The sequence below is a fragment of the Nocardia sp. NPDC057440 genome, from assembly GCF_042802915.1.
Taxonomy (GTDB): domain Bacteria; phylum Actinomycetota; class Actinomycetes; order Mycobacteriales; family Mycobacteriaceae; genus Nocardia.
In genome coordinates this window covers 670187-681711 of record NZ_JBHVDF010000002.1, presented here as the reverse complement: position 1 = coordinate 681711, position 11525 = coordinate 670187, and the positions used below count along the sequence as shown (strand labels likewise).

Annotated in this window: 12 protein-coding genes; 4 read left to right on the top strand and 8 right to left on the bottom strand. The window is 67.1% G+C overall.

Translation table 11 applies throughout. The features are described 5' to 3' along the window. Positions 1 to 287: 287 nt before the first annotated feature. The 4 genes from ACFU4Z_RS06475 to uraD are packed head-to-tail and all read right to left on the bottom strand — an operon-like array spanning position 288 to position 3376. Positions 288 to 1649, bottom strand: coding sequence for an 8-oxoguanine deaminase (locus tag ACFU4Z_RS06475; RefSeq protein WP_379060267.1), 1362 nt, complete (start codon positions 1647 to 1649; stop codon positions 288 to 290). Continuing rightward, a complete protein-coding gene (gene pucL / locus ACFU4Z_RS06470; protein ID WP_379060265.1) occupies positions 1646 to 2551 on the bottom strand; it encodes a factor-independent urate hydroxylase in 906 nt (301 codons plus the stop codon). The genes ACFU4Z_RS06475 and pucL overlap by 4 nt, the downstream gene beginning before the upstream one ends. Before the next feature lie 7 nt (positions 2552 to 2558). Continuing rightward, positions 2559 to 2876: a hydroxyisourate hydrolase gene (gene uraH / locus ACFU4Z_RS06465; RefSeq protein WP_379060263.1), complete on the bottom strand. Its 318-nt coding sequence runs from the start codon at positions 2874 to 2876 to the stop codon at positions 2559 to 2561. Next, positions 2873 to 3376, bottom strand: coding sequence for a 2-oxo-4-hydroxy-4-carboxy-5-ureidoimidazoline decarboxylase (gene uraD, locus ACFU4Z_RS06460; protein WP_379060262.1), 504 nt, complete (start codon positions 3374 to 3376; stop codon positions 2873 to 2875). The genes uraH and uraD overlap by 4 nt, the downstream gene beginning before the upstream one ends. A gap of 150 nt (positions 3377 to 3526) precedes the next feature. Between uraD and ACFU4Z_RS06455 the strand changes: the two genes are divergently transcribed. Both ACFU4Z_RS06455 and ACFU4Z_RS06450 read left to right on the top strand, forming a co-directional pair. After that, positions 3527 to 4171, top strand: coding sequence for an NTP transferase domain-containing protein (locus ACFU4Z_RS06455; protein WP_379060261.1), 645 nt, complete (start codon positions 3527 to 3529; stop codon positions 4169 to 4171). Positions 4172 to 4184: 13 nt separating this feature from the next. Continuing rightward, positions 4185 to 5204 (top strand): XdhC family protein, encoded by a 1020-nt coding sequence (locus ACFU4Z_RS06450; RefSeq protein WP_379060259.1) that lies wholly within the window; start codon positions 4185 to 4187, stop codon positions 5202 to 5204. A 242-nt stretch (positions 5205 to 5446) separates the two neighbouring features. Here ACFU4Z_RS06450 and ACFU4Z_RS06445 read toward each other — a convergent pair whose 3' ends face one another. From ACFU4Z_RS06445 to ACFU4Z_RS06430, 4 genes are all read right to left on the bottom strand, one after another. Beyond that, complete coding sequence (locus ACFU4Z_RS06445) at positions 5447 to 6541, bottom strand: ABC transporter substrate-binding protein (protein WP_379060257.1); 1095 nt, start codon at positions 6539 to 6541, stop codon at positions 5447 to 5449. A 75-nt stretch (positions 6542 to 6616) separates the two neighbouring features. Continuing rightward, entirely contained in the window at positions 6617 to 7354 is a 738-nt protein-coding gene (locus tag ACFU4Z_RS06440; RefSeq protein ID WP_379060360.1) for an ABC transporter permease, read from the bottom strand. Between the two features lie 152 nt (positions 7355 to 7506). Beyond that, the gene (locus ACFU4Z_RS06435) at positions 7507 to 8253 is read right to left on the bottom strand and encodes an ABC transporter permease (protein ID WP_379060255.1); all 747 of its coding nucleotides are present in this window, start codon (positions 8251 to 8253) and stop codon (positions 7507 to 7509) included. Continuing rightward, entirely contained in the window at positions 8250 to 9068 is an 819-nt protein-coding gene (locus tag ACFU4Z_RS06430; RefSeq protein WP_379060254.1) for an ABC transporter ATP-binding protein, read from the bottom strand. Before ACFU4Z_RS06430 ends, ACFU4Z_RS06435 begins: the two co-directional genes overlap by 4 nt. 162 nt (positions 9069 to 9230) lie before the next feature. Here ACFU4Z_RS06430 and pnuC point away from each other — a divergent pair, with 162 nt between their 5' ends. Both pnuC and ACFU4Z_RS06420 read left to right on the top strand, forming a co-directional pair. Next, a complete protein-coding gene (gene pnuC, locus ACFU4Z_RS06425) occupies positions 9231 to 9929 on the top strand; it encodes a nicotinamide riboside transporter PnuC (protein WP_379060358.1) in 699 nt (232 codons plus the stop codon). Positions 9930 to 10038: 109 nt separating this feature from the next. Next, positions 10039 to 11517, top strand: a complete 1479-nt coding sequence (locus ACFU4Z_RS06420) for an MFS transporter (protein WP_379060252.1) — start codon at positions 10039 to 10041, stop codon at positions 11515 to 11517. Positions 11518 to 11525: the final 8 nt, after the last annotated feature.

The following is an 11525-nucleotide window of genomic DNA, read 5'->3' as shown; positions in this document are numbered from 1 at the left end:
CGCCGTGATTGCGCCACACACCCTCGGCGGCCGTCCCAGATCGCCTCCGTGCAACCAAGCCGACCGCCGGAACCGGACATCATCCAGCCTGCCACCCCACCCTTGTCGCTGCTACCTTCCGGCCACGTCCGCCAGGATGCGTCCACTCCCGCGCAGACTGTGTCTGCCTCAGTCCGCGTTCGCGACGGATGCCACCGATGCCCGGGCTATCCGGCTGCAGATTCGGCCCGCTTCCGCATCGAGTCGCATCCGCTGTGAACGTCACCGCTCCCGCGCAACCGGTCGGATCAGCCCGCCTTCGCGACCAACGCCGCCTGTGCCCGGGCCACCTGGGCTCCGACCGTCTGCTCGTCGACGGTCCGGACCTCATCGTCGCGAACGACCTCGCGTCCGTTCACGATCAGTGCGGCCAGCGGTGGGGCCGAGCCGAGGATCAGCGCGGTGACCGGGTCGTCGATGCCCGCGTGGGCGGGGGTGTCGAGTCGCCACAGGGCCAGGTCGGCGAGTTTGCCCGGTTCGATCGAGCCGATCTCGGTATCGCGGCCGAGTACCCGGGCGCCGCCGATTGTGGCCAGCGCCAAAGCTGTTCGGACACTCAGTGCGCGTGGGCCGCCGATGGCGCGGGCGTACAGCAGGGCGTTGCGTGGCTCCTCGATCATCGAGCTGGACTCGTTACTGGCCGCACCGTCCACACCGAGGCCGACGGCCGCGCCCGCGGCGACCAGGTCGGCGGTGCGGGCGATACCTGCGCCGAGACGGCTGTTGGAGGTGGGGCAGTGCGCGATGCCCGTGCCGGACCGCGCGATAGAGGTGATGGCCGCGTCGTCGAGGTGCACGGCGTGCGCGAACCAGACGTCGGGGCCGATCCAGCCGAGTTGTTCCATGTATTCCGCTGGGGTGCAACCGAACTGCGCAGCACAGAAGTCCTGCTCATCGACGGTCTCGGCCAAATGGGTGTGCAGGCGCACCCCGTAATCGCGGGCGAGCGCGGCGGATTCCCGCATGAGGTCCGTGGTGACCGAGAACGGCGAGCAAGGAGCGAGCGCGATGCGCAGCATCGAATCGAACGACGGATCATGCCAGCGGCCGATCGCCTCCGCGCTCGCGGCCAGCACGATGTCCAGCGATTCCACCACGCGATCCGGTGGCAGCCCCCCGGAACTCGCGCCGAGGTCCATCGAGCCGCGACACGGGTGGAAGCGCAGCCCGACCTCCTCGGCCGCCGCGATTTCCGCGCCGAGCAAGTCACCGCCCTCATGCGGAAAGACGTAGTGGTGGTCGGACGTGGTGGTGCAGCCGGAGCGCGCCAGCGCCGACAACGCTCCGGTCGCCGCGACCCGCACTGCCTGCTCGTCGATGCCCGCCCAGATCGGATAGAGCGTGGTGAGCCACTCGAACAGGGTGTTGTCCGCCGCCAAACCCCGAGTGATCCACTGGTAGAGATGGTGATGGGTGTTCACGAGGCCGGGGGTGAGCAGACAGCCACGCCCGTCGATGCGCGGCGTGCCACCGAAATCGGGGGCGTCACCCGCGGCGACCACGCCTATCCGGTTGCCGTGCACTGTCACATAGCCACGACGAAACTCGGTGCCCGCCGCATCGACCGTCGCGACGGCGCACCCGTCGATGACCAGCGTCGGTTCGCTCATGCCCGCCATGCCGGTCCCCCCTCAGGCGCGTCTTCGCGTGACACCGTGGCGTGGATCAACCCGTAGGGCCGGTCGTCGGCATGGAACACCTCGCCGTGCGTGTCGATCCCGAATCGGCCCAGGTCGTAGTCGAAGTGGTGTTTGTTCGGCGCGGCCAGCCGGATCTCGGCGAGCACCGGATAAGCCTCCAGCGCGGCCGACCCCATCGCGAACAGCGTCTGCTGCAACGCCTTCGAATGCAGTGTCGCGAACGCCTCGACCAACCGGGCGCGGACGCCGGTGTACACCGCGTCCCAATCGACGCCGACGGTGGTCGCGAAGCGCCACTGCACGACCAGCGAGGTGGCCAGCACGCGGTCGTGGGTCGGTGCGAGCACGGTGAATTCGTCGGTGAGGAAATCGGCGAACTCGGAGCCGGTCGACTTCAGGATCACGAGGTCCCGCACGCCACCGATCACCCAGGCCCGCTGGTCGCTGCCCTTGCCCGCGACCGTGACGGCTGCCGTGCGCACCTCGGGGCCCGATCTGGTCCAGGTGTAGTCGTGTTCGCTGCCGTCGACCGAAACCCGCTGCCAGGCATACTCTTCGACTTCGATGCGCGCACTGTCGACTGGCTCGATGTCGTCGACGAAGTGTCCGGCCAACGCGAGCGCATAGTCCTCGATGGTCTGGATCCCCGGCTTCTTCGCATACGCGTAGGCCGTGTGCTTCTGAGTGTCGGTGGGCAGCACCTTCGACTGGTCACCGCTGATGTAGGCGTCGGCGAAATCACCACGCAGCACCGTGGATACGTTCAGGTCGCGGATCTCGTGACGCGCCTGGTCGCGATAGATCCGCACGACGCGGTTCTCGGCCTTGCCGTACCGGTTGTCGGACAGCACGATCGGCCCGGTCAGTTCCATGAATGGATCAGCTCCCTCGATAGGTGGAAAAAGCGAAGGGCGACAGCAACAACGGGACGTGGTAATGCCGCTCCTCGGTAACGACGAACGTGACCGAGACCTCGGGAAAGAACGAATCGACTCGCAGCCGCGCGAAATAGGATCCGGTGTCGAACACCAGCCGGTACGTGCCTGCGGCGAGGGTCCCGCCGAGTGCGCCGATCCGGCCGTCGGCATCGGTCACGCCCGCATCGAGCCGCTCCCGGCCGCCGTGCAGCGCCACCGCGACGCCTGTCGCGGGCACACCACGAACCGCGTCGAGCACATGGGTGCTCAGTGTGCTCATGCGGCGGCACCGAGCATGCGGCACAATCGGATTCGATTGATCTTCGCCAATTCTGTTCGCATCACGCGCCTTTCGGTCTGCGGATCGTTGCCGAGCCTGGCATGCAGCAGTCCGAGCAGCTCGGCCCCGGACTTGCCGGTCGCGCACACCAGGTAGATGTGACCGAACCGCTGCTCGTAGGCGTGGTTGCCCTCGGCGAGCGCGGCCCGTATCGAATCCGTCGCGGTGGCCACGGCGGCCTGCTCACGCGCCGACGCCGCGGTGTCCGGCCGGTCCCCGATCTTTGGGTGCCCGTCGAGTGCGCGGTCGATCTCCGATTCGGGCAGTTCGGCCAGTACCGCATCGGCCGTTTCGAGGAGAACTTCGACGGTGGCGTACGGTCGCCCGGAAGCCACCGCGCGGGCCCACGCGGGCGCCGAGCAACAATCGAGCAATGCCGAGACAGCATCCTTCTCTGATAGCGCGTTGAACGGCGCGAGGCCCACCCCGTTCTGTGTCATCGGTCCAGCATCGAATACGAACAGCCCGGTTGCCACTCGAACGAGAGAGATCGACTCCGGCGTGTCGTGTAGATGCGCCGAGATAATTCGACGGATGCGCACCACCTGCGGGAAACCTGCTGGCAATGGACGCGGACTACCGTTCTCTCTATGGGTGTTCCCAACCACGGCGCCTGCACCGAACACGGCGCCGAAGCAGCACGTGGTGCGGGCCGGGCAGGCGCCGCCGAGTGCGTAGGCATCGTGCTCGCCGCGGGCGCGGGAACGCGCTACGGAATGCCGAAAGTGCTCGCCGAAGACGGCGCCTGGCTGCGTGCGGCAGTGACCGCACTGCGCGATGGCGGCTGCGATCCGATCATCGTGGTGCTCGGCGCGACGGGCCCGTCGCCGGACATCGTCGACCTGCCCCCTGGCGTGCGCCACGTGTGGGCGGCGGATTGGGCCACCGGACTGGGCGCATCGTTCCGGGCCGGGCTGATCGCCGCGGCGGACACCGCCGCCGGGTACGCGGCGATCATGCCGGTGGACACCCCCGATGTCGGAGCCGATGTTGTCGCCAGGGTCACCGCCGCCGCCTTCGCCGCACCGAGCGGCCTGGCTCGCGCTGTGTTCCACGACACACCGGGGCACCCCGTCGTGCTCGCGCACAAGCACTGGACCACGGCGTGTACGGAAGCTGTAGGAGATTCGGGCGCCCGCACCTATTTGTCCGGTAAGAACGATATGGTGTGCGTCACGTGCGACGATTTGGCGACGGGGAACGATCGTGATTACCCGGCCTCGGTCACACGGTGATCGGAGCTAACTGATGCGTGACATTGTCGAAGATTTACTGCGACTATGGCATTCCGGACGTACCGGAGGGCTGGCCACCATCGTGCGCACCATCGGTTCCGGTTCGCTGCCAGTGGGCTCGGCGATCCTGGTCGACGCGAACGGTTCCATCTACGGCTCGGTACTCGGCGGCTCCGTCGAATCGACCATCTACGACGCCGCCGTCGAGGCCGCCCGCACAGGCAGGCGCGGACTACACCGCTTCGGTGTTCCCATCGGTGAGGCAGGCCTGGACTCCGGCGGCATGATCGATGTGTTCATCGAACCGTTCTCTCGCCGGGATTTCCCCGAATTCCCCACTGTCGCAGCCGAAATCGCGGCCCAACGCCGGGTCACCGTATTCACGGTGGTGTGGAATCCGGACGCGGACCTGATCGGCCAGCATCTGGTCACCGACAAGCGGCACGCCACCGAGTTGGTCGCGCTGCCCGAATCGGATCTGTTCGTCGCCTCGTTCCCGCCCCCGCCGCGATTGCTCATTTTCGGCGCCAACGCCTTCGCCGCCGCGCTCACCGTGCAGGCGAACCTGCTCGGCTACCGCGTCACCATCTGCGACTCGCGTGACAACGTCGCCACCCCCGATGCCTTCCCCGGCGCCCAGGTGGTCGTCGACTGGCCGCACCGCTACCTCAACACCCTCTCCGCGGCGGGTGAAATCGACAGCAGCACTGGGATCGTCGTGCTCTCGCACGATCCGAAGTTCGAGATCCCGCTGCTGACAGTCGCATTGCGACTACCCGAGCTCGGCTATCTCGGCGCGATCGGCTCGAGAGCCGCGCACGTCCGGCGCATCGAAGACCTCCAGGCAGGCGGCTTCGACAATGCCACCCTCGCCCGCCTGCACTCCCCCGCCGGACTCGACGTAGGCGCACGGACCGCCGCCGAGGTCGCGGTCTCGATCGCCGCGCAGCTGCTTGCCGCCCGGTCCGGTCGAACCGGACGGCACTTATCCGAAAGCAACGACCCCCTGCACACCGAGCAGGCATTCGCCTAGAGGCGCAGTCGGCCAAGTCCGTCCCCAGACCGCGCATGGCCGGACCGAAAGCCAAGGTACCGCGCACCGCCGGACCGTAGACGGACCTACCGCGCACCGCCGGACCGAAGGCGGACCTACCGCGCACAGCCGGGCCGAATGCCGAGCGAGCGCGCACGGCCGGACCGAATGCGGAGCGAGCGCGCACGGCCGGAGCGAAGGCGGAGGGAGCGCGCACGGCCGGAGCGAATGCGGAGGTACGCCTACTTCAGGCCGGGATTCTCGGCGTACACCTCGCGCAGCACGGACAGATCGAACAGCTGATCGGCCTTGATGTCGATCTTGGCGGTGCGCAGCGCGGCGATGTTCTGCTCGATCAGATGATCGGTCATGCTCAGCAGCCCGTTGGCCGTCGTGTCCTGTGAAATCACCAGACCGTTCTGCGCGACCGCCTCCTTGGTCTGCTCGGCGAGATCGAGCTTCTGATCCTTGCCGTACACCTCGACGGCCAGCCTGGCCGATTCCTCCGGGTTCCCGATGGCATCTTTCCAGCCCTTGATCTCGGCGATCAGGAAGGCCTTGAGCTTGTCGCGCTCCTTGTCGATGGTGGACTGCTTGACCGTCAACGTCTCGGCGACCAGCGGCAGATTGTAATCGGCGAACAAGAAGTGGTTGTTCTCGAATCCCTTGGCGGCCAAGGTAATCGGCTCGTTGGTCACATAGCTGACCCAGCCGTCGACCTCGCCGTTGGCCAGCGGAGTCGGGTCGAATTGCGCGGGCACGATAGTGACATCGCTCGGCTTCATACCGTTGGCGGTCAGCAGCGCGCCGAAGATGAGCTGGTTGGTGTCCTGCACACCGATCTTGCGGCCCTTCATGTCCTGCGGCGTCTTGATCGGCTTGGCCGCGGAGCTGACGATCGCGAAGGGGTTCTTCTGATAGGTGGTCGCGATGATTTTCGCGGGCAGGCCCTCCAGGACCGCGGGCGCGGTGGTCTGCGGCGCCGAGAGGCCGAGCCACACTTTTCCGGTGTCGAGCCCGGCCTCCACCGAGGTGCTCGCGGCGCCGCCCGCGATCAGGTTGACCGACCCGAAACCGGCTTCCTTGAAATAGCCCTTCGAATCGGCGAAGTATTCACCGGCGAATTCGATGTTCTTCAACCAGGAGAGCTGGATGGCGACGGTGCCGTATTTGGAACCGTCGTCGGTCGAGCCGCCCGATGAGCTGCTGGAATCGGAGCCACAGGCGGCCAGCAGCCCGGTACCGCCCAGCACGGCTCCGGCAAGCGCGGAGTAGCGGAGGAACGAACGGCGGTTCAGGTGCTGCGGCCCGAACGAAGAGCGTTGTGCGGGTGTCATGCGCCGAATGTAGGTCGATTCCGTTTCGATTTCTTTACTTTGAGGTTCCGAGCATTGATTTGCCTGAATTTGCGATCAACGGCGACCGGCTTCCGGTCCGAATCGGGCAAGCACGAGATTTTCGATCACTCCGACGATCGCGTACAGGATCACCGACACGATGGTGACGATGACGATCGACGCCCACAGCTTGTTGTACTGGAATGTCGGGATGGCGCGGATCAGGCTCGCGCCGAGACCGGTGCCGCTGCCGAGCCATTCACCCAGCAGAGCCCCGATCAGTGCGCCGGGCACCGAGATTCGGGCCGCGGCGAACACCGAGGGCAGCGCGGCCGGGACCGCGACCATCCGCAACCCGGTCCAGCGCGAGCCGCCGTAAGCGGTCACCAGGTCTATCGCATGCTGTGGCGCGTTGCGCAATCCCGCCATGATCATCACCAGCGCCGGAAAGAACACCACGATCGCGGCCATCACCGTGACACCGGCGAGCCCACGCCCGAACACCAGCACGATGATCGGGGTGAGCGCCACCAGCGGCACCGACCGCAGCAGCATCGCGACCGGCAGGAAGGTCTGCTCGACCGCCGCGAACGACACGAACAGCGCGGCCACCACCAGCGCCGCCCCCATCCCGAGCCCGAACCCGATCGCCGCGTCACGCAGCGTGATCTGCAGATCGTCGAAAATCGCCTGCCGCGCCGTCCCCGCGTTCTCCGAGGTGACGAGGTATTTCCAGATATCGCTCGGTGTCTTGCCGACCCGCGGCCCGACCTGCGGGAACGCCTTCAGGAAGACGTACCAGATGGCGAGCATCAGCAGCAGCGAGGTGAACAGCGGGAACAGGAAACGCCCGATCCGCCGCAGCACGTCGATGGTTCCCGCGGCAGCGCCCGGCCCCGCCGCCCGGGTGTCGGCGGTGACCGCTGTGGCCGTGGCCTCGGTCGGGTTCTGGCCGGCTCGGTCGCTCATCGGGCCTCCTGTGTCGTCCACGGCGCGACCAGCCGGGCGGCCAACGCGACGATCGCGTAGCCGAGTCCGGCCAACGCTGCGGCGGCGAGTGCCATCCCCCAGGTGCGCGGCACGTTGTACGCGGTTTGGGCGGCGGTCAGCGCGACCCCGATGCCGCTGTCCACCCCACCGAGGTATTCACCGATGATCGCGCCGAGCACGGCGGAGGGCGCGGCGATCTTCAACGCCGCGAACGTATTCGGCAGCGCGGCGATCGCCTGCACCCGATACAGCTGCTGCCAGCGCCCGCCGCCGTAGGCACGCACCAGGTCGAGGCTGGTCTGATCGGCCGACCGCAGACCGGTCACCGTTCCGACCATGGTGGTGAAGAAGCAATACATCGCGGCGAGGAACACCGTCGGGGTGCGACCGCCGAAGACCACCAGAATGATCGGTCCGAGCGCGAGCAGCGGCGTGCAGTAGCTGAGGATGGCCAGCTGGGTGGCCAGCGGTTCGATCGGCGGAATCAGCATGATCAGGATGGCCAGCCCGATGGCGAGCGCATTACCCCAGACGAAGCCTTTCAGCGCACCCCATGCCGTGATCCGGAAGTTGGGGCCGTAGAGCGCCCAGCCGTCGTTGTACATGGTGTCCAGCACGTGCCACGGGCTCGGAATGGTGCCGCCCGCCACACCGAGCGCCGCGAGCAGCCACCAGATCGCGATCAGCCCGACGATGCCGAGCAGACCGCCCGCCCGTTTCATGCGACGCCGCCCTTACCCGACTTCCCGAACAGCAGTTCCGAGAGATAGTCGTGCAACTTGTGGAACTCGGGGGTCCGCATCATCTCGGGGGTGCGCGGGCGCGGCAGATCGATTTCCACCAGCTCGAGCACGCGACCGGGCCGCGGGCTCATCACCGCGACCACATCGGAGAGGAATACCGCCTCCGCGATGCCGTGCGTGACCATCAGCGTGGTCGCGGGCTTCTCGGTCCAGATCCGCAGCAGCTCCAGATTGAGGCGCTGCCTTGTCATGTCGTCCAGCGCGCCGAACGGCTCGTCCAGCAGCAGCACCGTCGGCTTCACCACCAGCGCCCTAGCGATCGAGACTCGTTGCCGCATACCGCCGGACAGCTGCGCGGGTTTGGCCTTCTCGAAGCCGTCCAGCCCGACCAGCCGGACCAGGTCGGCGATCTGGTCCGGGTCGGGTTTGAGACCCGCGACCTGCAGCGGCAGCTTGATATTGGACTCCACCGAGCGCCACGGCAGCAGCGCCGAATCCTGGAAGGCGATGCCGAGCTCATGATGACCGCGCAACTCGGCGGGCGTCTCACCATCGATGAGCGCCTTACCCGCCGTCGGCGTCTCCAATCCGGCCAGGATGCGCAACACCGTCGACTTGCCGCACCCCGACGGCCCGAGCAGCGAAAGAAACGCACCCTGCTCGGTATGCAGATCCACCGAATCCAATGCGTGCACTGTGCGCCTGCCGACGCGGAAGGTCTTCGTCAACCCGCTGATGTGGATGCCCGTCCCCCCGATGGGCTCCTGCTCGCCGGTCTCGCTCGCCGTGCTCATATGACAAACCCTAGGAGCAGGTCGTTGCACGGATATTGCGAATCGCCACCCCAGATTGCGCAATCGTTACGCGCGGCTCGTCCGGGCCGTGTTCATTCGAATCCGGCTGAACGCAATACCGCCGTGCGGATGAGAATCCGCCCGCCGACGGTTACACCGGTCGTGAACCCGATGTATGCGCTGCTCGACGCCAAGCTGCATATCGCAGGCTCGGAGATCCTGTGGCGCGAGGTGATCGGCAATGGCTTCGGTCTGGCCTCGGCGATCGGCGGCATGCGGCGGCGGGTCTGGGCCTGGCCCATCGGGATCGCGGGCAACGCCCTGTTGTTCACGGTTTTCGTCGGCGGCATCTTCCACACACCTCAGCACTTGAATATGGCGGGCCAGGCCGGCCGCCAGCTGATGTTCGTCGCGGTCAGCGTCTACGGCTGGTGGAGCTGGTACCGCCATGCCCGCATCGAAACCGGGCTGGAACATCGCGGCGTCGAGCCGCGCTGGGCCAGCACGCGCGAGCGATGGCTGCTCGTCGCGGCCATGCTGATCGGCACCGCCGTCTTCGCCCAGCTCTTCGCCCTGATCGGCTCCTATGGGCCGTGGGCCGAAGCGTGGATCTTCGCCGGCTCGGTGCTCGCCACCTACGGCATGGCCCGTGGCCTCGCCGAATTCTGGCTCATCTGGATCGCCGTCGACCTGGTCGGGGTACCGCTGCTGCTGAAGGCCGGCTACTACCCGTCGGCGACGCTGTATCTGGTCTATGCGGGTTTCGTTGCCTGGGGCTTCGTCGTGTGGGCGCGAACGTTGCGTCCGGTCGTCGAGCCGACGCACCCGCATGACGCGGTGCCGCTCACGCGTCTTCCGTAGCCGCAGTCGCTTCGCCCGGACCCGAGGCAAATTTCTTCGCCAACTCCGATGAGTCTGCACGCCGGCGCAGGTAAGTACTCGCGAAACCCCTTCGGAGGAGGAATTCGCGATGAACATGACCGCCGGTCAGCGCTGGGTACTGGCGCTGACCTCGCTTTCCGCATTGATGATCACCCTCGATTCCCTGATCGTCACCACGGCGCTGCACGCGATCCAGCTCGATCTGCACGCGTCGATCGCCGAGCTGGAATGGACGATGAACGCCTACACCCTGAGTTTCGCGGTGCTGCTGATGGCAGGCGCGGCGCTCGGAGACCGCTTGGGTCGCAGGCGGGTGCTCGCGACCGGGCTGATCGCATTCAGCGTGGCCTCTGCCGGGTGCGCGCTGGCACCGAGCCTGGGCTGGCTGATCGCGGCGCGAGCCGCGCAGGGCGCAGGCGCCGCGGCCGTGCTGCCGGTGGCCATGGCGTTGCTGTCGGCGACGTTCCGGCCGGAGCAGCGGACGCGGGCGCTCGGATTATTCGCCGCCGTAACCGGATTGGCCACCCTCGGCGGTCCACTGGTCGGCGGAGCGGTGGTGCAGGGCTTGGCCTGGCAATGGATCTTCTGGCTGAACATCCCGATCGTCGCGGTGCTCGTCCCGCTGGTGCGCACGCGGCTTTCCGAAAGTTTCGGCGCCGCGCGCACACTGGACTACCTCGGCATCGCGCTGGTGAGCGTCGCCGCGCTCGGCCTGGTGTGGGGCCTGATTCGGGGCAACGAGTCCGGTTGGGTCAGCGCCGAAGTAGTCGGCGCGTTCGTCGTCGGCGCGGTGGGGCTGTTCGGGTTCGTCCGCTGGGAGTTGCGCACCGGCACACCGCTGATACCGATGCGGTTCTTCTCGTCCCGAGCCTTCTCCGCAGGAAATGCGGTGGGATTCTTACTGTTTGCCACGGTCTTCAGTGGCGCGTTCTTCTTCGCCCAGTTCCTGCAGGTGGTTCAGCAACAGGGTCCGCTCGGTGCGGGCGTCCGGTTGGCGCCGTGGACGGTGACACTGTTCCTCGTCGCGCCGGTGGCGGGTAAACAGATCAACAGATTCGGCGAACGCCCCCTCATCGTCACCGGATTGCTCATGCAGGGTGTCGGTTTCGGCTGGATCGCGCTCATTGCCGACCCCGATCTGCGCTATCCGGCCATGATCGCGCCGTTCGTGATCATGGGTATCGGCGTGTCCATGGCGATACCTGCGGCGCAGAGTGCGGTGCTGCGCGCCGTGCCCATGTCTGCGGTCGGGGCCGCGTCGGGCACCTTCAACACTGTGCGCCAACTCGGCGGCGCTTTCGGCATTGCCGTGCCCGCAGCGGTCTTCGCGGCAGCGGGAGGGTTCGGATCGGTGCAGACGTTCAGCGACGGATTCGCCGCGGCGATCGGAACAGCGGCAGCGCTCTCGCTCGCAGGTGCGGTGATCGGCCTGCTGATTCCCGGAGGTGCGCCGGTTGCACCGGGTCCGGCCGAATCGTCGAATTCGGCAGGCGCGCCTGCCGCCGCGGGCGGGTCGGTGTCCGCCGACTCGCCGGTCCCCGCTGATAGCACGGGAACCATCGCATGACCCGCATC

Bases quoted from the DNA above. Each gene is read 5' to 3' on its own strand.
- ACFU4Z_RS06475 (WP_379060267.1), bottom strand. From the start codon at position 1,649: ATGAGCGAACCGACGCTGGTCATCGACGGGTGCGCCGTCGCGACGGTC.
- pucL (WP_379060265.1), bottom strand. From the start codon at position 2,551: ATGGAACTGACCGGGCCGATCGTGCTGTCCGACAACCGGTACGGCAAG.
- uraH (WP_379060263.1), bottom strand. From the start codon at position 2,876: ATGAGCACACTGAGCACCCATGTGCTCGACGCGGTTCGTGGTGTGCCC.
- uraD (WP_379060262.1), bottom strand. From the start codon at position 3,376: ATGACACAGAACGGGGTGGGCCTCGCGCCGTTCAACGCGCTATCAGAG.
- ACFU4Z_RS06455 (WP_379060261.1), top strand. From the start codon at position 3,527: ATGGGTGTTCCCAACCACGGCGCCTGCACCGAACACGGCGCCGAAGCA.
- ACFU4Z_RS06450 (WP_379060259.1), top strand. From the start codon at position 4,185: ATGCGTGACATTGTCGAAGATTTACTGCGACTATGGCATTCCGGACGT.
- ACFU4Z_RS06445 (WP_379060257.1), bottom strand. From the start codon at position 6,541: ATGACACCCGCACAACGCTCTTCGTTCGGGCCGCAGCACCTGAACCGC.
- ACFU4Z_RS06440 (WP_379060360.1), bottom strand. From the start codon at position 7,354: ATGCTCGCCATCTGGTACGTCTTCCTGAAGGCGTTCCCGCAGGTCGGG.
- ACFU4Z_RS06435 (WP_379060255.1), bottom strand. From the start codon at position 8,253: ATGAAACGGGCGGGCGGTCTGCTCGGCATCGTCGGGCTGATCGCGATC.
- ACFU4Z_RS06430 (WP_379060254.1), bottom strand. From the start codon at position 9,068: ATGAGCACGGCGAGCGAGACCGGCGAGCAGGAGCCCATCGGGGGGACG.
- ACFU4Z_RS06420 (WP_379060252.1), top strand. From the start codon at position 10,039: ATGAACATGACCGCCGGTCAGCGCTGGGTACTGGCGCTGACCTCGCTT.